This window comes from Vulcanisaeta moutnovskia 768-28, from assembly GCF_000190315.1.
Lineage (GTDB): Archaea > Thermoproteota > Thermoprotei > Thermoproteales > Thermocladiaceae > Vulcanisaeta > Vulcanisaeta moutnovskia.
Map to the genome: position 1 here is coordinate 1,884,319 of NC_015151.1, position 18,574 is coordinate 1,902,892.

Here is an 18,574-nt window from a genome sequence, read left to right on the forward strand (position 1 = left end):
TTAATCAAGCGTGTTCAGTGGACACATATTGATTTTATAGCTATCGTTGCTCATTAATTCACGCAGTATGTCCGTATTGATTATGTCCATAGTCGCTACGTAGTGGTTGGGGTGTTGGCTTATTGGTTCATCATTAACGTTATTGTTCAGGTTGTTGCCTATTAGTATCCAATGTATTGTTATGTTTATAATTGTTAGTAATATTAATGCCGTGAGTATTACCACGAGTTTTTTGCCTACTACGTAATAATGCGTATCCCTCCTACTGCTCAGTGACGTTCCTTGCTCCTTCTTTATCATCAGCCTTTCAATATTTATCCTATGCATTGGTCCTACGTAGTGCCATACCCTACCATGCCTAATATAGACGTAAAGCCCTGAGCCACTGCTCCTAATTACTACTGTTCCTTCTACACCACATTTGGGGCAAATCCCTCTACCAACTACGTAAGTCTTACCCATAAAACTTTACAAGGAAAGAAGGAAAGAGATATTTTTAAGAGTTTATAATTGAATTATCATTAGTCTTCTATTGATGGTTCGTACTCAACCTCATCCTCGTACTGATAGGGAATAACGTTTGTGGTGTTGTATTTAGTTATGTTCTCCTGAGGTCCGCATTGGAATTCTCCCTGGAATTCGCCATACTGCGTACAGTTACTTACTAATTGAGTGCTAGTTGTGTTTGTTGCATTTATATTCGTACTATGTATTGTATTTACCTGGGTATTACTACTTTGATTTACCTGCTGTGCCAGGGCTATGAGTACTGATATAGCCACTACCATCGTCGCTATTACTAAGGCGTACTTTACTAGGCTCATATTGATCACGGGTATGGGCTACCTTGTCACAAATAGCGTTTCTCCGTGAAGAATCACAGTATATCTCCGTGAAACTTTGTACGTCTGTATAGCAGATTCTGTGTTCCGCAAAACCCTTATTAGGTGCTGTGTTTCTCGATTACGTATGTTGAGTTACGTATTTACGGGTCTGCATGGATACGTCCTCATATTCATCCTTATGGTTCTTGAGGGTATGTCCTTGCCTATACCCAGTGAGGTTGTCATGCCTCTCGTGGGTTATTACGCATCCCTAGGCCTTATTGACCCTGTCCTCGGTGTTTTGGCTGGCACCTTGGGTAGCCTTGTTGGTTCTTTGATTGATTACTACATGGCCTATTACCTTGGTTTACCATTCCTAATTAAATATGGTAGGTTATTCGGTATTGACCAAAATAGGCTTAACGCCCTCAATAGGTGGTTCAGTAGGTATGGTGTCTTTGCCGTATTTGGCTTTAGGTTTTTACCTGGTTTTAGGGCACTTATATCATTTCCTGCGGGCCTTGCTGGTATGAGGATTGTGAGTTTTATTGTCGTTACGTTCTTGGGGCATTTAGTTTGGGATTCAATTCTTGCATATATTGGTTTCTCATTCGCAGCTGAATGGTCGCTAATCATAGGTTTGATCGATAGGTATTTGTACGTTATCACGGGTATAGCTGTGGTCATAATATTGGTATACATAGTATTGAGACTTTATGTAAAACCAAGGTGCGACGATTCCATTAAGTTGTGCGATTAGGTATTAATGTTCATCATTTGTCTGAAGCTCCGATGTTTTCCTCCCTACCATGCCTCACAATCCTTATCCTTGTCCTTAATGGCACATGAAGTCCAACCCTCTCGAGTATTTGGTAAAGTTCGGAATCCTGGAGCTCACCTAACCTACCGCTTAGATACAGCTCCACTAATTGTCTGAATACCTGGACGGCAGTATCTCCATAGAGCTGTAATGCATTATCTATTATCTCTCCAGCCCTCTCGCCCTTGGTGATTTGTCTAATTAATTGAATGACCTCCTCATTAGTAAGCTCACGCTTGGCGCTTGCGCTTTGCTGGGCTTTGCTCATAATCTCCATCATTATCTTCATCATTATCCTCCTTCTCTCAGTATCGTCAATGCTCATTGTAGATCAATAATTACTTACCAGCTTAAAAAGCTTGGTCTCTTGCTCACCATCGATAGTTTTTTAACTTATTCTAAACTATCGCCTATTGTGGAATTATTAATTAGCGTTAAGCCGATTAAGGACTTACCCAAGCTGAATGTCCAAGCTGAACTCGACATTAGGGGTTTCCCAAGCGTTAATAAGTTCCTGCCGACCCTGGCCGTGGAGCTTGAGGACCTTGGACTTAGGATTGGTCAAGTTAAGGTTGGTTACCTGAGAAGAAGAGGTGATGCAGAGAGGCTTGTTGCGCTTCTTGATTACTTAAATGTGAACTCCATGGTGGCTAGACCTGGTATTAATGACGTTAATACCTTAGCCGAGTTACTTGATGAGGCATCCATGTATGGCGTTAATATCGTTTGGGAATTTGGTGTTGGGGACTTCCTGAGGAGCCCAGGTGAGGTTACTGAGTTTGCCAATAAGGTTTCTCCGCATAGGCTTAGTCTCGCACTTCATGTTGCCAGGGAGAGGGGTTTGAGGGATTTCACCAGGAGATTCGTTGAGTTGAGTGGCTATGTTAAGGCGATTTACTTTAGCAATAAAAAGAGTGGTTCCTTTGGTCTGCCCATATTTGATGGTTCAATTGATTTCCTTAAGCTAATGAAGGTTCTGCAGGTGCTTAGGTATGATGAGAACGTGGTGCTTCATTACTTGCCAAGTTACTACGGTAGGTACGGCGTGGACCTAGAGGTCCTAAACTCCTTCATAAACTCCCTAGGCAGTGGTGGTGCAGACAAGAGGTTGATTAGGTCAATAGAGAGGATAGTCAGTGAGGTACTTAACCAAGGATGAGCTGCCATACTTACACAAGCCATTAGCACCCATTACGGTTTTTACAAAATATGATTATCGGTATGGCTAATTATTTTTCAATCCCATATTGATGAATTAGGCATAAATACTCAAGGTCGCTCTCTATCAATGGATAATGGGCTTTATGCGGTAAGATTGAAATACATTTTCTAGTAAATATAGTTTACTAGATCTACTATGATTGAGGAAACAAAAATTACGAGGAATTACCAAGATAACAATACCGGCACTTATTAGGAAGAGGCTTGGTTTAAAAGTTGGGGACACGCTTATAGTTAGGCTCGAGGGTGATATGATCATTCTTGAACCAAAGAAGCGGAGCATTACGGAGATAAGGATCAGGTTAGGAAGACCAATAGATTGGAGGTATGTTGAGGAGACCATAAGGGAGGAGATTGGTAAGGAGTAATATGAGCTTCGTAATTGATACAAATGCTATTATAGCCGTAATCTCAGAGGATGACGTAAATCATGATAAGGCGGTGAACATTTGGAATTTTGACTTAAGAATCATAAATGAGATTTTACAAGACCCTAAAATTAAGGTTATTGAAAATAATATTCAGGACATTTATTTTGCCATTGATCATAAAGACTATATTAGGCATTATGACGACTTTAACGACTTAATAATACTTAGTACGGCACGGAGATTAGGCTTACCACTAGTTACATTTGATAATGAATTACTAGAACTATACCATAAGTTTAAATGGATATAGTTACTTGGGTAGGGTAGGTGGTATATCTAATTTATCATTATTGAAGTAATTATGGATACTTTAGTGATTAATGAGATAGGTCTTAGGACTGAGGGGTTGTAGTCATGTTATTTGACGAGAGACCGAAGTCAAGGAGGGAGGATTTTGTGATAGGGTTAGAGAACTGAATGATATGCTGAATAATATTGATAAGTCTATGATTGTAGTGACTGGTATTAGGGGGATTGTAAAACATCGGTAATCAACGTGGCGCTAAATGAGGCTGGAATACCTGTGTATTGATTGTAGGTCGCTAAGGGATAATTACAGTAGGCCTGACCTTTATCGATTAATATCTAATGCCTTATCATCAAGCCTTGATAAGTTAGTCGATATTTTGAGGAGGATCAAGACATCTCGTTCATAGGCAATACCATTGAAATAAGGTGGAGGGGTAGGGAGCCGGTTAGTCTGGCTGAGTTATTTGGTAGGCTTAATGAGATGAGGGTTGTGGTGGCGTTTGATGAGGCACAGAGGTTGAGGGATCCGTTATCGAGTGAGGTACTTAATGCCCTAGCCCATGCCTATGATTTTAATGGAAATATAACATTCATATTCATGGATTCCGAGGTCGACTTGCTTTACGACTTCATTGGTATTGAGGACCCAAGCTCACCATTGTTTGGGAGGTACTTCTATGAGGTTAAGATGAAAATGCTTACTTCCATAGTTACTTCAGGGCTTTGATAGTCAGCATCGACGTAAAGCAGTAGGCTACTGATTGTTTAATTCTTTATGTCTGAATGTCTAATATCGTTAAATAGCCATACTATATAAATATTATTTAGGCACGAAAGAGGTCTCATTGAGCCTTAAACTTAGAAAGTATGTTCATCAACTCACTTAATTCCCTCTCTAACCTATCATTCCAATCCTCCTTGAAGAACTCCTTAATCGTTAAGACCCAATTAACGATCTCAATAACATCATCCTTAACTTCATTCACATCCATATAATCGACTAGGTTTGGGTCAAAGCCGTTGTAGGAGAATCTATGTAGGGATAATGCCGCCCTAACAACAGCTTCAACATCAATGCCAACCCTTTTTAGATCCTTTGAAATACCTATTAAGCCTGTGGTTGGTGCTGAATAACCTACATCTTCATACCAAGCCCTCCTCCTCTCATCTAAACCCTCAATTATCTTACCAAGGTTCTTAACGATTAAGGCGCTGACTATTGACTTAACACTCATGAATGCCTTAGCCGAGGCATTTTGAATCAAGCCCCTAATAAGCATCTCCAGTGCCAACTTAGCCTCAACAAGGCCATCAAGTACCTTTGCATAGACATACGTCCTGGGATCCTTTCTATAATCCAGGTACCCAACCTCCACATCAAAAGTACAACAAATCACTTAATAATGTTTTTTAGAAATTCTATACCTAAACATTCTGTAATACACATAATCCAAATCAGTCTCACCAAGTACCCTCACGTACATATGAGCAATTAACTTGCGCGCGAGGTCCCAATCAACTACGTAAATGAGTATACCATCCCTCAAAACCACATACACTAACTCATTAGGCGTCCTGCCTAGATCAACGAGGTCTACCTTATCCACGGGTACACCAAGTACGTCAGCTAAATCCTTAATCAAGCCAACAATCTCCTCATAATTAAGCGGGTTCTTCGCGAGACGTTATGTTTAGTGAAAACTCTACTAAGTGACTCATTAGGAGTTGCTGGGTCAATACCACTTTAATCAATTAAGGTCATTAATTGATTAATCAAGGTGGGTATATTTCTAAGAACCCAAGCCCTCAAACTCAGCAACTCATCCCTACTGAAGGATCTATACGCATGGGCAAGCATGTTCCTATTGATAGCAATACTCCTAATCAGCTCCCTGGCCTCATTATTTATTAACCCATGTTTATAAAGAACATCAGCCAAGTCAGCATAGCTAGGGGCTTCCTCAGACTAAGCTCAGTCACGATCATGGCATGCGCTTCAAGTACGTCTTGTTGTGTGACGTGAGCAACCACCTAGTGGCATACTCCTGAAACGCATCATTAATTTCAGCTAACCTATCTAGATCGTTCAATTTCTCAGAGATACTGGATATTAATAACCTGGTCCCCATTTTAATGACTAATTATAATCCAGTAATAAATACCTTAGGGTAATAATTAAGGAGAAACAACATAATGCTAAGTTCGCTTCAAGATCGTTAATAAGGCTACGGATAAGGTCATTCTCATAATACTATTCATAAGCAGTAGGAACTCAAGTTATGTAAAGGTATGACAGATAAAATTGACAAAGGTAATAGTCCGGGGAAGCTCTCGAACGTTAATATTTTAGAACTAAATTATTCCTAGTAATTAATGTGAAAAAGACCCAATTACTTATCTTAATAACTTATATCGATGTACTTAGCAAGAACTCAAAGGGCCTAGGTCTATCACTTGGTGATTAGCTATTTAGTCTGCTAACTAATTGAGTCAATCAAGGGTTAATTAGTCATTTAATATATAAGCATATTATGATCAACAGCTAGTTAATCAAATCATTAATACCGTAGGGTGGGTATAGACATACCTTTAGATATTGTTGTCTTTGACTATGTGTACAGTTATAATTTTAAATATTGATAAGATTTGTTTATTAAGATGGGTGATTGTTTACCGATTACTGTTAAGGTGTATATTAATAATCAAGTGCTTATTCCTGCCAATGTTGTTAGGTGTCTTGGTGTTGAGAGTGTTGACTTTATTGATGTTATGATTAGGTTTGGCAGTAGGTTGGTTAGGATAAACAATGTGAGACTTCTCAAGCCAGCCCGTAGTAGGGGCTCAAGTAGGCAATTCACGATTCCTAGGGAAATTAGGGAAGAGTTTGGTATTGAACCTTTGAGTATAATTGAGTTGGTTGGTGTTAAATACGTTGGATGTTCGATTGCTGCTTGGAATAGAAAGACTTATAAATTAAGTTGAAATAAGGAATGAGGTGATCCAGCACCAAAACAATAGGCAGTTGGTTAGATACACAATTAATGGCTTTATTAATGAGGCCTTTAGGGTTATTGAACATGGGAAGAGGGGATTAATGAGTAAGGATGAGGCACTGGATGAATTGTGGGAGTTACTCATAAATATTGACTATGAGATAAAGAGCGGCAAGCAAGTAATGACCGAGACATTAGTGAATTAGGGCTTTGCCCTATATTTGTTTATAAGGCTTAAATGGTTTCTTTATTGAACTATACTCTAATGCCCTGGCTATTATATAGGGTTGTTAGGGATAGACCTGGTCTTCTTCATGACCTCACTTCAGTGGTTAATAACCTTGGCTTAGATACAACCAGTGGTATTGGTAATACTAGAGCAATAATGCAAGGTGTTAATAGAGATCCAATACCATTTATTAAAGGGTTAACCACAGAGGGCGTTGAGCTCATTAACGTAATCAATGAGTCAGTAATTCCTATAGCCTTCTCAAGGAGACAATTCATAAACGCCCTCAAAAATGTTCTACAACAAGTGGGTGTTCAGGAGTTAGGGAGGACACTGTATAGGCTTGGTTATGAATATGCAAGGGCATCTGTCACGGAGATATCCCTCGGAAACCCAATAACCACGGTGAGGACGCTCCTATACACAGCAACGGCCTATAATAGGCTTGCGTTTAGGAGTTTCGAGGTTGTGGGTGATGAGGTTAAGGTGGAGTTTGAGACACCATTTGATGAGGAGCTTGATAGCGCATTCACAGAGGGCTATGTGCATGGTTTAATAAATACTGCGTTATCAAAACTCCACGTTATTAGGACCAGTAGGGTGGGTAATACGTACATTAGCATTGCGAGACCTTATAGTTGAGACTTACACCACCTCTATAACGACCAATACCAACTATTTCAACGTTATTAAATGGATTGTTTATATTCATTTTGTAATTCATAATCAATTTCTCTTTGTTGTCTTTATCGAAAGCCTTTTATTTAGGGATTGAATTTAGTAATATCAATGCCTAGCTCAAAGCCCGTTAACGGATTCCCTTATAGGACTAGGATTTACATTAATAGTCAAGTCCTTTTGCCGGTTAGTTTGGTTAGGGCTCTCGGTATTGAGTGGGCTAGGTTTGCGGACATAGTTATTAAGCATAATGACAAGATCATTGTGTTGAGGGTGTTTTACTACTAAGGACTAGGCACACGGCAGGTAGGCAATTCGCAATACCGAGGGAAGTAAGGGAGAAGTACGGGATAAAGCCACTAGACGAGGTTGAGGTTGTCGAGATTAAACCCTCTGTAAGTGCCTTGGCTAGGGATTATGGTGAGTAAGGGTTATATTCCTAAAGTTTCAACTCCCCAATACGATAGAAAGGCACACGCTCTGCAACCCTTACGAGTTGGTTAAGTTGGGTTTGAGGCTTATTGAGGATGCCAGGCGTGGTAGGATAAGCATTGATGACGCAATCAATGGGCTGTGGGAAGTACTAACAAATCTAGAATATGAAACAGAAACAAAAACAATGCCAAATTAATACAATAAAATCAAAGCAACCACTCATCACTGAGCTAAGCATTTCTAACTCCTTTTTCAAAACCTATCTCAGCAGTGGGATTAGTAAGGTATATAAGTACCATTGATGGAGATAAAAAATCAGTTAAGCGCGACATTATGATTGATGAGGTAGTACTATCTATAATTGGATTAGCGATAACGGTAGTGGGCATGTTGGGCGGTGCCTTGTATTGGCTCGGTAAGAAGTTTGGGGAGATTGATAAGAGGTTTGATGAAATAGATAGAGGGTTTGAGGAGATTAATAAATGATTCGAGGAGATGGAGAGGAGGTTCACTGTTTTTGCTGATTCCGTGAGGTCGGCTGTGATTGTCATGAATTCCGCAATCATAGAGTTCCTGGGGATTAAGGGGTTGATAAGTCCCGGCGAGGTTTTCTTCCTCATTGATGAGATTATTAGAATGTCTCAGTCCATTAGGACTAACCCGATTAGTAAGGAGGAGGTTGAGTTCATTAGATCTGTCTTTGCCAAAGGCGATATTGATAAGATCAGCGTTGAGGAGCTCGAGAGGGTTGCCGAAATAGCCAAGCGCTGGTGGTATGAGGACGGGTCCGAGGTAGCGTATAAACTATTCATCTATGTTTGGATGCTTCATGCTTACAAACTTTATAGTAGTAAAAAGGGACAGGAGAAACAATGATGTCAAGCATTATTGCTGCTTAGGAAACTCGATGAGGAAGTCCTCGTTGGCGAGTTTATTGAGCCTATCCACGATGTACCTTAGTACGCTCCTCAGGTTCTCATCATTGTTGAAGCCCCTAACCATATTAACCAACTCATCCCTGGACCAATTCCTTAACTCCTCGGCGAATTTAATCATGTTTGGGATTGCCCTAACCACGTTATCGACAATCGTTATGCTCGCGGCCCTTGAGGTCCTTGAGAGAGGATTTAGGTCTATGGCGATTACGGTCTTACCCATCCTCCTCAGTGCCTCGGTCCTGTCACCATCCTCAAGAGGAACGAGCACCACGTCGGCCACGTAAATACCCCTACAGGAAGCCCTCCTCCTCTCGCTAAACAATTCTGGTATCACGCAGGAAGCGTCATCACCAACGCCAAGGACCTCCTCAGCCCCATTATCCCTAAGGACCTTGGCAATCAACTCCTCCCTCTCCCTAGTCCTATAGAATAGGTTAACCTCAATCCTCGCATTCACGAGTCCAGCCAACTTAACGATTTGCCTGGGTACAAGAGCCGCAGTATTGCCGTTGACCGAAATCACAGGGTGCTTAGCAGTCAATAACACAGCGACAGCAATTCTCTCGGCAGTCAATGCTGGCGGTATTGAGACCTCACCAATGAGGTAATCAAAGCACTCACCACGCCCGTGGGCGATTAACCCCTGGGTAGCCACATAACCAGCTTTAAACCCATCTACCAGCATTTCTCTGATAATCAATGACTCCCTTCTTGGATGATTAAATGGTATCCAGGACTCGTTATGTTCCTTAACCATTCATAGCCAACGCAATTAGTATCCTTAAAACTTTAATTCATAAGGACCCATTGCATTGGGTGCTATGAAAATGCGAAACTGTGTCATTGTTGAGGTCCCACTTCACATCACTAGTATTTGGCTTCCGAGGTATACGGATGATGCGTTGACGACTGGCTCCATGGGCGCTGGCGTTGTGATTAGGCCGGGCGTTAGGTTAAGGGTTACGCCTAACAGTGGGTCTAGGCCTGATGTGGAGCACGTAAATGCCGTGCTGGGGAGGTTCGGGGTTGGCTTCTCTGTCACTTATGAATCGCCGGTAAGCCTAGGCGTTGGTTACGGAATGAGCGCGGCTCTAACGTTAGGTACGGCCCTCGGTGCCGCGGCATTGCTTGGTAAGTCAATGCTTGAGGCCGCCAAGCTGGCGCATGTGATTGAGGTTGAGTTTAGGACAGGGTTAGGCGACGTGATTGCCGAGTACTTCGGTGGTGGTATTGAACTAAGGCTTAGGCCAGGTCCACCAGGGATAGGTATAATCGATAGGATCCCCTATTCCCACGATGTTAAGATCGTAACCGTAGACATGGCCAGAGGCTCAACGCCGGCAATGCTTAGGGACTTAGCCGATAGGCTTAATGAGGTTGGCCCTAGGTACATTGACGCATTAATAAAGGAGCCGACGTACGAGAAATTCCTCGAATTAAGCACGGGCTTCTCCAGAGACATCGGCTTCCTGACTAATGAATTAGAAAGCAGAATAAGGGCTTGTGCACGCTATGCCGATTCATACTATGTGAAGAAGGGAGTCCTCGTGTTTTTGACACGCAATGATGAGACTGAACAACTCCTCGAATGCCTAAGCAAGCTCGGACTGAGAGGCAGGGTTTTCCAACTCTCTAACGTAGGTGTTGAAGTGATTCTCTATAATGATCGGTAAAAACTAATAACCTGACCCGATAACGGGATTTCAGTGGAGGTTGTCGAAGTCTTTAGGTCTTGGCAGGGTGAGGGTCCCCATGCAGGTGAGGAGGCGGTGTTTCTTAGGTTGGCACGTTGTAACCTGCGCTGTGTTTGGTGTGATACTAAGTATTCATGGTTAGGGGGTGTTAGCATGGGGATTGATGCTGTATTTAGGAGGTTGATTGAGGTTGGTGGTGATGAGATTAAGCACCTGGTCATTACGGGTGGTGAACCCCTGCTTTGGTGGCGTGAGTTGAGGCAGTTACTAATTATTGTTAAGGGGAGGGGTTGGTTTGTCGAAGTTGAGACTAACGGTACATTAAGGCCCGGCGAGTTGCTGGATTACGTTGATGAATTCAATGTGTCGTCTAAACTGTCGAATTCTGGAATACTCCTTAGGCATAGGGTTAATGAGTCTGCGTTAAGGGACTTCGTTAGCAGTGGCAAGGCGGTCTTTAAGTTCGTTGTTGATAAGCCCGAGGATGTCAATGAAGTTCTCTGGTTCATTGAGAGGTTTAGGATGCCACGTGACAGGATTTACCTAATGAGCCAATGCATTACCCGTGAGGAGTGCATCGCTAAGGATGAGGAGATTACTAAACCCATGGCCATGAAGTTAGGCGTTAATTTTACGCCGAGACTCCACATATTGATGGGGTTTAGGTAAAGGTTTAAATACACGTGCTTCATCCAGGACAGGATGTGCACAATAGGTGGCGTGCTTATCTTCGGCGATAGGCTAGATGAAGATAGGGCTAAGAGGATTGAGGAGGTTTTGAGGATGGTAATTATCAAGGGCGAGGAGAGGGGTCGTGACAGCTTTGGCATTGTTTCCCTGAGTAGGGATGGTGAGTTGAATGTGTTTAAGAGTAAGGAGAGACCAAGCGTTGCTGTAAGCAAAATGCCCAGGATGATAACTGAGGACACTGTGGCTGCGATATTCAACAATAGGGCTGAGCCTACTACGGAGTATGTCAAGGTGAAAAACGAAGATGATATTCAGCCGATGATTGGCGAGCGCATAGTCGTTGCTCACAATGGGACGATAGCCAATGATAAGGACCTTGAGAGTAAGTTTGGCCTTATCCGTAGGTCGAAGATCGACACGGCAATACTACCACCACTCCTCGAGAAGTTCTGGGACGGATCATTAAATGGGTTTAGGGATGTACTGGTTAATTACGTCGTTGGCAGTTACGCATTAGCCATAATGGATACTCGTAGACCCGGCAGGGTTTGGCTAGCCACAAACTTCAAGCCTTTGTATATGGCGTGGTACGGCGATTTGAAAACCCTATTCTTCGCTAGTCTCGATGACTACTTAATCGATGATTGGAATAAGCCCATATGGGGCATGCCCGTGATTAGGCGTGTCGAGCCTTACACGGCCATGGAAATCGGGATTGATGGGACTTGGTCCACGGTGTCATTAAGGAAGGAAGGGCAGGTCAAGAGGAGGGTCTTGGTAATAGCTAGTGGTGGTCTCGACTCAACCACGGCAGCTACGTATCTGCTTAAGCAGGGGTATGATGTTGCATTGTTGCATTTTAATTATGGGCATAGAGCTGAGACCCAGGAGGATAGGGCAATAAAAAGGATTGCCGAATTCCACAATGTCCCATTGTTTGAAGTCAACATGGACTTCTTCAAGATAGTTAGGCACTCGCCACTTCTCGGTGATGGCGAAATTAATAGGGTTGATGAGGGCCGTGAAGGGGCTGAGTTCGCCCATGAGTGGGTTCCAGCCAGGAATTTCGTCTTCATAGCCCTGGCTACGGCAATTGCTGAGGCCTATGGATATGATTACATAGCCACTGGGATTAACCTGGAGGAGAGTGGTGCTTATCCCGACAATGAGATGGAGTTCATAAGGCTGTTGAATAGGGTCATGCCATATGCAGTCGGGCCTAATAAGCACGTGGAATTAATAATGCCCGTAGGCCACTTAGTCAAGCATGAGATCGTGAGGCTAGGCCTAGAGGTTGACGCCCCACTACACCTAACCTGGAGTTGCTATGACAATGGCGAGAAACACTGCGGTCGATGTGGGCCGTGCTATATGCGTAGATTAGCCTTCAAAATCAATGGGGTCAAAGATCCAGTGGAGTACGAGTTACCTAAGGAGATCGAGGAGGAATTCTGGATGGGCGCAAGGCCTTACGAAGTTCCAAAAAGGCCAGGTCAATGATGCGTTGCGTTTGGTTTTAAACTAGTTGTGAGAGACTTAAAATCGATAGGTACTAAGGTTGGTAAGATTAAATACAGGAGCTTCGCTTATATTGGTAGGATAAGGGTGGTGCTCAACGGCAGTGAGGCTGAGGTTAAGGATAAGAGTGGAGAACAGGGCAGTGGAGGAGGTGTCACTACTCAATAGCGGGTTTGAGGCACCAACACCTCAACTGCTCATTCCCGTGAACATGGCTAGAGCTTTGAGCTATGGCCACTGACCGAGGGCGCTAGGGAGGTTAGGGTTGATACGGCTGGCGGCCCATTAAACGTGTGGTTTTACCCCAAGGGTTGCCATGGTTAAGGTTGTGGCGGGCGATGCGGAGTCTAGGGAGTTTCTAGTTGACGTATTGGTCTCACCGTTAGCTGATGAGCCATTGATAAGCGACCTACTGGCTGATGAGTTGGAGATAGCCGTTGAATCCTTCGGTAAGGGGCTATGGAGGTTCAGGAGCGACCCGCCAGGTAAGTTAAGGTCTTCGGAGGTTCGGTGAGGGCAGATCTTCGATGAAAGACCGTTGAAGTCAGAGAACCTTGTTAATAATACTTAATTAATTTGAATTACCTGGGCGTTATTTTGTTTACCTCACGTAAGGTTCCAGGGAGGTACGTACCTACCTATGTCGTTACCATACACAATACTCAATACTTCGTTAATCCTCTTCCTTAACTCGCCCACATTATTAGCCACTATGTTAACATGGCCCATTTTACGCCTGGGCTTAACCCTCGCCTTGCCATACCACCAAACGCTAGTTCCTGGCACTGCCAGCACCCTTCTAATCACCTCCTCATTGTATGGAACGCCCAACATATTCACTATACCTGACGGTCTCTGTAACTCGACGGAGCCCAGCGGCAGGTCTAGGACTGCCCTCACGTGATTTTCGAACTGACTCACCGCAGCACCCATCAATGTCCAGTGCCCCGAGTTATGGACGCGGGGCGCAAACTCGTTAATAAGCACTTCTCCGCTCTTTGTTATGAAGAACTCCACGGTTAAGACACCAACGTGGTTAAGTACCTCCGTAAGTCTTACGGCTATCTCTTTAGCCCTGCTAGCAATCTCCTCATCAATCTCCGCAGGGGCTATGCTGTAAAGGAGGACCCCATTATAGTGGTAGTTCTCGGTTACTGAATACGTTAGTACATCGCCATTGCTGGATCTCACGAGTACCACCGAAACCTCCTTATGAATGTCCACAAACTCCTCAGCCAATAATGGGAACCTCCTCGGTACTTTACCGAGGTCATTCCTACTCATAACGTAGTACTGACCCTTACCGTCATATGCACCCTGATACTCCTTAAAAACAACCCTGCCAAGTTGATTAACTGCCTTGTTCATCTCCTCTAAGCCGTTGACGATCACGAACCTGGGCACCAGAAACCCGTGATCCTTAAGGAACGCCTTCTCACGTATCTTATCCTGCTTTAGCCATATCGTTAATGAGCCAGGCCTCAACCTATCGAGCGACTCAGCCATACTTACAGCGTTAGGATTCACGTGCTCAAACTCGAAAGTAACTACGTCGGACTTATTTATTAACGCTCTCCATGAATCCCCCACGAATTTTCCATCTGCCACGCCCAACGCAGGTGCTTCGGGATCCTCATCATGCACCAGGAACTTAACGCCTAGCTTCTTACTCTCCATTATCATCATGAGACCTAACTGCCCACCACCTAGGATACCCAGTACCTTATTCATAAGCCGAGCACCGTGCTTAGGACCTCCTTCTTCATCGACTCCATTAACTCGATAACCTTAGCCCTGATGCTCGGGTATTTAATGCCGAGTATCCTAGCCGCGAGTAACGCTGCGTTCTTCGCGTTACCTATTGCCACCGTGGCCACTGGAGTTCCGTAGGGCATCTGTACTATTGATAGTAGTGAGTCGAGACCGTTAAGGTGCTTGCTCGGTATTGGGACCCCAATGACTGGCAGTGGTGTTAGTGATGCTATCATTCCGGGAAGGTGAGCAGCACCTCCAGCACCGGCTATTATTACTTCTAAGCCTCTATCAACGGCTGTCTTTGCGTACTCAAACATTAGCTCTGGCGTCCTGTGGGCCGAGACAACCTTAGTCTCATTGGGTATACCTAACTGGTTGAGTAACTCTACGGCCTCCCTCATGGTATCCCAATCATTTTTACTGCCCATTATCACGCCGACCAGTGGTTTCGTGCTCATTGGAGTTATTGTTTAAAGAAAACTTTTAAAAGTATTTTTTCATAACTAACTGTAGTATGCCCGTGTACTGTTTAAATAAAAGATTAAACAAAGGTCGGGACCATGCCCCTCAGCGATTATGAGAAGGCGATTATTAGGAGGTCCCTAGGCAGGGAACCAACGCGGGCTGAGTGGTTAGTATTTGAGGCTGAGTGGAGTGAGCACTGCTCATATAAGAGTAGCAGGAGGTTCCTTAAGCTATTGCCCAGTGAGGCGCCACACGTACTCAGAGGACCTGGGCTTGATGCTCCACTGATTCGTTTAGGTAATTTAATGGTCAGTTTCAAGATAGAGAGCCATAATCACCCATCTGCGGTGGATCCTTACGATGGCGCCGCGACGGGCGTTGGCGGCATTGTGAGGGACATATTGACCGTGGGTTTGAGGCCCATTGCATTAATGGATAACCTACACTTTGGTTTACCCAATGATCCTCACTCCCGATGGATAGCGAGAAACGTCATAAGAGGGATCTCGGATTATGGGAATAGGATCGGTGTACCCGTGGTTGCTGGTGAGGTATGGTTTGATGAGTCGTTCGCCATAAACCCAATAGTTCTAGTTACCTGCATAGGTGTCGGTAAACTGGAGGATGTCGCAATGGGCGAAGCAAGCCCCGGTGATTTAGTTCTAATTATTGGTAATGATGTTGGTAGGGATGGAATGCTTGGTAGCTCCTTTGCATCTAAGGTCCTGGATAAAGATGAGAGTGATATAGGTGCTGTACAGGTTGGCAATCCATTACTTGAGAAGTTACTAATTGATGTGGTGATTGAATTAAGAAGTAGAAAGTTAATCAAGGCTATTAAGGACGTGGGCGGTGGAGGTTTAGCCACGGCATTGAGCGAGCTCGCCGACCAATTCGATCTTGGCATTGAGATTTACCTGGACAAGATTAGGACTAGGGAGCACATGGCATCTGAGGAGATCCTAGTCTCAGAGTCCCAGGAAAGGATGGTAATTGTGATAAGTAGGGATAGGCTTAGTGAGGTTGAGGAGGTGTTGAGGAGATATGGTGTCGGCTATGACATAATTGGTGTCCTAACTGACAATGGTAGGTTCATAGCCTATCACAAAAATAACGTAATCGTTAATTTGCCTGTAAAGTTCGTAACACATGCACCAGAGACTAATTACGGCATCAAGGAACCACAGTACCTAAGCAGGTTTAGGATAATTCCGGAATTGCCCAAGGTACAACTTGGTGAGGCGTTAATTAAGGTATTAAGTAGCCTAAATGTTGCGTCTAAGGAACCAATATTCAGTTTGTATGATTATGAGGTGGGTGTTAGGACAGTGATTAAACCAGGTAGGGCCGGCGCAGCAGTGTTAAGACTCCTTGATGCTGATGGAGGTGATAGTAGGTTAGGGATTGCCGTGAAGTCAGATGCAAATCCAAGATACTCGTTTCTTGATCCATTCATTGGAGCCGCCAATTCCCTAGCCAAGGCCTATAGGAATGTGGTTGCCGTCGGTGCAGAGCCTCTGGCTGCCGTTGACTCGATAAACGTGGGTAATCCCGAGAAGCCTGACAGGTACTGGTACTTCGTGAATTCAGTGCTGGGGCTTGCCTGGATTGCCCATGAACTTGGTATACCAATAGTTGGCGGTAAGGTTAGTTTCTACAATGAGAGCCCTAACGGTAATGTAATTAAGCCCGTGATTACTGTCGTCGCGTTAGGCCAGGTAAGTGATGTTAGTAAGGTCGTTGATGGTGGACTCACTGGTGATGGGTCAATAATAATCATTGGTAATACATTAACTGAGCTCGGTGGGTCTGAGTACCTATATGCAGTCCACGGTTTTGTTAGGGGCATACCGCCGAGACCAAGGCCTAAGGATGAGGCTAGGAATTCCAGGGCTGTTCTTAAATTGATTCAGGATGGCTTAGTGAGCGCCTCAATGGATATTGGCGTTGGTGGATTATTAACGACTCTGAGTAAGATGGCTTTGATTAATGGAGTTGGCTTTAATATTGATTTATCTAAAGCACCAGTTGATGATTATGGTATTGGCCCAGACGCAATAGCGTTCTCCGAGACCAACGCCAGATACATCATAGAGGTTAAGAATGAGCATTTTAATAAAGTAATAAGCACGCTCGCCAACCTAGGCATACCATTCTCAGTGATCGGCGGTTCAGGCGGTGATGATGCCATAGTCCACTGGGACCACCATGAATTAATGGCCCTGAGGCTAAACGAGCTAGAGATGGCGTATGACTCATTATGGGGTGCCCTGTGATGTGTGGTATATGGGCATTCCTGGGCCTTAATGCGGGTAATTATGTGGTTAAGTTAGCTCCATGGCTCATTCATAGGGGTCAGGAGGGAGTGTCATTTGTGTGCCACGTGGATGGGTCACTTGTCAGGTTAAGTGATGTTTCGACAATTAGTTCAACACTATGTCTTGGGCATGCCAGGTATAGCACGAGTGGCCCCTACGGTGTGGAGCTCCAACCTATTGTGCTTGGTAATGACTTCGCCCTGGTATTTAATGGTACAATAAGTAATTACGTTGAGTTAATTAGTAAGTTGAGAGATTTTGGTATTGGCATCAGGACGAATTATGACGCTTTAGTTTTAGCTCACTATATGAGGGAGTTACTGAGTAGGCGAGGTATTGATGATGGCATTAGTGAGCTCTTCCACACACTCCGTGGTGGTTATTCCATAATAGCCATTTGGAGAGATTCATTAATAGTCATTAGGGATCCCTGGGGCATTAGGCCTCTCGTCATTGGTAGTGATGGTAATGGCATAGCCATAGCCTCGGAATCGGCAGCGCTTGAGGCACTGGGCATGACTTGGCGTGAAGTCGAGCCTGGTAAGGCCCTGGCGCTACATGGGTCAGGCAGAGAGCATTGGGTTGAAGGTCCCAGGGTGAGGAGAGCCTATTGTGCGCTTGAGTACATATATTTTCTCAGGCCTGACTCGCATTTCAATGGTATTAGTGTTTATGATGCCAGGCGTAAGCTTGGCATGGTGCTCGCTCATAAGGAGGGAAATCATGATATTGACATTGTGACGCCTGTGCCGGAGACCGCTAGGATCGCGGCAGAGGCCTATGCAGAGGGTATTGGTAAGCCAATACATGAATTAATAATTAAGAATAGATATGTCGGCCGTAGTTTTATCAAACCTCCTAGAGAAAGGTCTGTAAATATGTACAATGTGATTAGGGATATTGTTAAGGGTAGGTCTATATCCCTTGTGGATGACTCGATCATAAGGGGCGACACATTTAGGAAGGTTCTGCCTAGGTTCAGGAGGTCGGGAACCAGGGCTATACATGTTAGGGTCTCCTCGCCACCAATTAGATACCCATGCTTCATGGGCATGGACTTCCCAACTAGACGTGAATTAGTAGCCCACGGCAGGTCAATAGATGAGGTTAGGGGGTATCTCGGCGCCGATTCCTTGGTTTACCTAACAGTTGATGAGCTTATGGATTCCATAGGAACCACCGAACTTTGTACAGCATGCTTCACAGGTAATTATCCATTCACTATCAACATTGATGAAAGCGAGAAGGCATTTTCTGGGGATAGGGTATGGGAGTCTCAGGCTTTGTAGGTGTGATTTCCTTTCATGAGGGGTGGG

General features: G+C 44.1%; 29 protein-coding genes and 1 pseudogene. 20 read left to right on the top strand and 10 right to left on the bottom strand.

Annotated features, from left to right (window positions below; translation table 11 throughout):
- Together VMUT_RS09885 and VMUT_RS09890 are read right to left on the bottom strand one after the other, a co-directional pair.
- Nucleotides 1-462, bottom strand: a complete 462-nt coding sequence (locus VMUT_RS09885; RefSeq protein WP_013605277.1) for a hypothetical protein — start codon at nucleotides 460-462, stop codon at nucleotides 1-3.
- 59 nt (nucleotides 463-521) lie between these two features.
- Entirely contained in the window at nucleotides 522-824 is a 303-nt protein-coding gene (locus VMUT_RS09890) for a hypothetical protein (RefSeq protein ID WP_048057021.1), read from the bottom strand.
- A 145-nt stretch (nucleotides 825-969) separates the two neighbouring features.
- On the opposite strand from VMUT_RS09890, the gene VMUT_RS09895 reads away from it, so the two are divergent.
- A complete protein-coding gene (locus VMUT_RS09895; RefSeq protein ID WP_202795172.1) occupies nucleotides 970-1,584 on the top strand; it encodes a DedA family protein in 615 nt (204 codons plus the stop codon).
- Between the two features lie 13 nt (nucleotides 1,585-1,597).
- Here VMUT_RS09895 and VMUT_RS09900 read toward each other — a convergent pair whose 3' ends face one another.
- Nucleotides 1,598-1,969 (bottom strand): hypothetical protein, encoded by a 372-nt coding sequence (locus VMUT_RS09900; protein ID WP_013605279.1) that lies wholly within the window; start codon nucleotides 1,967-1,969, stop codon nucleotides 1,598-1,600.
- A 90-nt stretch (nucleotides 1,970-2,059) separates the two neighbouring features.
- Here VMUT_RS09900 and VMUT_RS09905 point away from each other — a divergent pair, with 90 nt between their 5' ends.
- The 5 genes from VMUT_RS09905 (at nucleotide 2,060) to VMUT_RS12340 (ending at nucleotide 4,272) form a co-directional block, all read left to right on the top strand.
- The gene (locus VMUT_RS09905; RefSeq protein ID WP_013605280.1) at nucleotides 2,060-2,803 is read left to right on the top strand and encodes a hypothetical protein; all 744 of its coding nucleotides are present in this window, start codon (nucleotides 2,060-2,062) and stop codon (nucleotides 2,801-2,803) included.
- A 202-nt stretch (nucleotides 2,804-3,005) separates the two neighbouring features.
- A complete protein-coding gene (locus VMUT_RS09910) occupies nucleotides 3,006-3,233 on the top strand; it encodes an AbrB/MazE/SpoVT family DNA-binding domain-containing protein (RefSeq protein WP_013605281.1) in 228 nt (75 codons plus the stop codon).
- A 1-nt stretch (nucleotide 3,234) separates the two neighbouring features.
- Complete coding sequence (locus VMUT_RS09915) at nucleotides 3,235-3,546, top strand: PIN domain-containing protein (protein ID WP_013605282.1); 312 nt, start codon at nucleotides 3,235-3,237, stop codon at nucleotides 3,544-3,546.
- A 256-nt stretch (nucleotides 3,547-3,802) separates the two neighbouring features.
- On the top strand, nucleotides 3,803-3,952 hold the full coding sequence (locus VMUT_RS12870) for a hypothetical protein (RefSeq protein WP_013605283.1): 150 nt from the start codon (nucleotides 3,803-3,805) through the stop codon (nucleotides 3,950-3,952).
- Nucleotides 3,953-4,026: 74 nt separating this feature from the next.
- A complete protein-coding gene (locus VMUT_RS12340; protein ID WP_013605284.1) occupies nucleotides 4,027-4,272 on the top strand; it encodes an ATP-binding protein in 246 nt (81 codons plus the stop codon).
- A gap of 115 nt (nucleotides 4,273-4,387) precedes the next feature.
- On the opposite strand, the gene VMUT_RS09925 is transcribed toward VMUT_RS12340, so the two are convergent.
- The 4 genes and pseudogenes from VMUT_RS09925 to VMUT_RS12875 all read right to left on the bottom strand — a co-directional run bounded on the left by VMUT_RS09925 (nucleotide 4,388) and on the right by VMUT_RS12875 (nucleotide 5,674).
- Complete coding sequence (locus tag VMUT_RS09925; protein ID WP_013605285.1) at nucleotides 4,388-4,921, bottom strand: PaREP1 family protein; 534 nt, start codon at nucleotides 4,919-4,921, stop codon at nucleotides 4,388-4,390.
- 21 nt (nucleotides 4,922-4,942) lie between these two features.
- Nucleotides 4,943-5,188 (bottom strand): hypothetical protein, encoded by a 246-nt coding sequence (locus VMUT_RS09930; RefSeq protein ID WP_013605286.1) that lies wholly within the window; start codon nucleotides 5,186-5,188, stop codon nucleotides 4,943-4,945.
- Between the two features lie 101 nt (nucleotides 5,189-5,289).
- A pseudogene (locus VMUT_RS09935) lies at nucleotides 5,290-5,490 on the bottom strand (hypothetical protein); the annotation flags it as partial.
- 37 nt (nucleotides 5,491-5,527) lie between these two features.
- Nucleotides 5,528-5,674, bottom strand: coding sequence for a hypothetical protein (locus tag VMUT_RS12875; protein ID WP_158304812.1), 147 nt, complete (start codon nucleotides 5,672-5,674; stop codon nucleotides 5,528-5,530).
- A gap of 529 nt (nucleotides 5,675-6,203) precedes the next feature.
- Between VMUT_RS12875 and VMUT_RS09940 the strand changes: the two genes are divergently transcribed.
- The 7 genes from VMUT_RS09940 to VMUT_RS09965 all read left to right on the top strand — a co-directional run bounded on the left by VMUT_RS09940 (nucleotide 6,204) and on the right by VMUT_RS09965 (nucleotide 8,756).
- Nucleotides 6,204-6,527, top strand: a complete 324-nt coding sequence (locus tag VMUT_RS09940) for an AbrB/MazE/SpoVT family DNA-binding domain-containing protein (protein WP_013605288.1) — start codon at nucleotides 6,204-6,206, stop codon at nucleotides 6,525-6,527.
- Nucleotides 6,528-6,540: 13 nt separating this feature from the next.
- Nucleotides 6,541-6,744: a hypothetical protein gene (locus tag VMUT_RS09945; RefSeq protein WP_048057022.1), complete on the top strand. Its 204-nt coding sequence runs from the start codon at nucleotides 6,541-6,543 to the stop codon at nucleotides 6,742-6,744.
- A 59-nt stretch (nucleotides 6,745-6,803) separates the two neighbouring features.
- Nucleotides 6,804-7,409 carry a hypothetical protein gene (locus VMUT_RS09950; protein ID WP_048057023.1) on the top strand — a complete coding sequence of 202 codons (606 nt, stop codon included), beginning with the start codon at nucleotides 6,804-6,806 and terminating at the stop codon, nucleotides 7,407-7,409.
- A 147-nt stretch (nucleotides 7,410-7,556) separates the two neighbouring features.
- A complete protein-coding gene (locus tag VMUT_RS13335) occupies nucleotides 7,557-7,733 on the top strand; it encodes a hypothetical protein (RefSeq protein ID WP_308507371.1) in 177 nt (58 codons plus the stop codon).
- A gap of 208 nt (nucleotides 7,734-7,941) precedes the next feature.
- Entirely contained in the window at nucleotides 7,942-8,076 is a 135-nt protein-coding gene (locus VMUT_RS13270) for a hypothetical protein (RefSeq protein WP_258167457.1), read from the top strand.
- Nucleotides 8,077-8,150: 74 nt separating this feature from the next.
- On the top strand, nucleotides 8,151-8,366 hold the full coding sequence (locus tag VMUT_RS09960; RefSeq protein WP_048057024.1) for a hypothetical protein: 216 nt from the start codon (nucleotides 8,151-8,153) through the stop codon (nucleotides 8,364-8,366).
- A 9-nt stretch (nucleotides 8,367-8,375) separates the two neighbouring features.
- Complete coding sequence (locus VMUT_RS09965; protein ID WP_013605290.1) at nucleotides 8,376-8,756, top strand: hypothetical protein; 381 nt, start codon at nucleotides 8,376-8,378, stop codon at nucleotides 8,754-8,756.
- Nucleotides 8,757-8,765: 9 nt separating this feature from the next.
- Here VMUT_RS09965 and VMUT_RS09970 read toward each other — a convergent pair whose 3' ends face one another.
- On the bottom strand, nucleotides 8,766-9,575 hold the full coding sequence (locus tag VMUT_RS09970; protein ID WP_013605291.1) for a 4-phosphopantoate--beta-alanine ligase: 810 nt from the start codon (nucleotides 9,573-9,575) through the stop codon (nucleotides 8,766-8,768).
- A gap of 70 nt (nucleotides 9,576-9,645) precedes the next feature.
- On the opposite strand from VMUT_RS09970, the gene VMUT_RS09975 reads away from it, so the two are divergent.
- The 5 genes from VMUT_RS09975 (at nucleotide 9,646) to VMUT_RS09990 (ending at nucleotide 13,234) form a co-directional block, all read left to right on the top strand.
- On the top strand, nucleotides 9,646-10,491 hold the full coding sequence (locus VMUT_RS09975) for a pantoate kinase (protein ID WP_148224737.1): 846 nt from the start codon (nucleotides 9,646-9,648) through the stop codon (nucleotides 10,489-10,491).
- A gap of 33 nt (nucleotides 10,492-10,524) precedes the next feature.
- Nucleotides 10,525-11,181 carry a 7-carboxy-7-deazaguanine synthase QueE gene (locus tag VMUT_RS09980; protein ID WP_013605293.1) on the top strand — a complete coding sequence of 219 codons (657 nt, stop codon included), beginning with the start codon at nucleotides 10,525-10,527 and terminating at the stop codon, nucleotides 11,179-11,181.
- A gap of 33 nt (nucleotides 11,182-11,214) precedes the next feature.
- A complete protein-coding gene (queC, locus tag VMUT_RS09985; RefSeq protein ID WP_013605294.1) occupies nucleotides 11,215-12,702 on the top strand; it encodes a 7-cyano-7-deazaguanine synthase QueC in 1,488 nt (495 codons plus the stop codon).
- 27 nt (nucleotides 12,703-12,729) lie between these two features.
- Nucleotides 12,730-12,888 carry a hypothetical protein gene (locus VMUT_RS12880; protein ID WP_158304813.1) on the top strand — a complete coding sequence of 53 codons (159 nt, stop codon included), beginning with the start codon at nucleotides 12,730-12,732 and terminating at the stop codon, nucleotides 12,886-12,888.
- Nucleotides 12,889-13,036: 148 nt separating this feature from the next.
- Nucleotides 13,037-13,234, top strand: a complete 198-nt coding sequence (locus VMUT_RS09990) for a hypothetical protein (RefSeq protein WP_013605295.1) — start codon at nucleotides 13,037-13,039, stop codon at nucleotides 13,232-13,234.
- A 92-nt stretch (nucleotides 13,235-13,326) separates the two neighbouring features.
- On the opposite strand, the gene VMUT_RS09995 is transcribed toward VMUT_RS09990, so the two are convergent.
- Together VMUT_RS09995 and purE are read right to left on the bottom strand one after the other, a co-directional pair.
- Nucleotides 13,327-14,451 (bottom strand): 5-(carboxyamino)imidazole ribonucleotide synthase, encoded by a 1,125-nt coding sequence (locus VMUT_RS09995; RefSeq protein WP_013605296.1) that lies wholly within the window; start codon nucleotides 14,449-14,451, stop codon nucleotides 13,327-13,329.
- On the bottom strand, nucleotides 14,448-14,933 hold the full coding sequence (gene purE, locus VMUT_RS10000) for a 5-(carboxyamino)imidazole ribonucleotide mutase (RefSeq protein WP_013605297.1): 486 nt from the start codon (nucleotides 14,931-14,933) through the stop codon (nucleotides 14,448-14,450). Before purE ends, VMUT_RS09995 begins: the two co-directional genes overlap by 4 nt.
- Nucleotides 14,934-15,035: 102 nt before the next feature.
- Between purE and purL the strand changes: the two genes are divergently transcribed.
- A complete protein-coding gene (purL, locus tag VMUT_RS10005; RefSeq protein ID WP_013605298.1) occupies nucleotides 15,036-17,216 on the top strand; it encodes a phosphoribosylformylglycinamidine synthase subunit PurL in 2,181 nt (726 codons plus the stop codon).
- A complete protein-coding gene (locus VMUT_RS10010) occupies nucleotides 17,216-18,547 on the top strand; it encodes an amidophosphoribosyltransferase (RefSeq protein ID WP_013605299.1) in 1,332 nt (443 codons plus the stop codon). Before purL ends, VMUT_RS10010 begins: the two co-directional genes overlap by 1 nt.
- Nucleotides 18,548-18,574 lie beyond the last annotated feature (27 nt).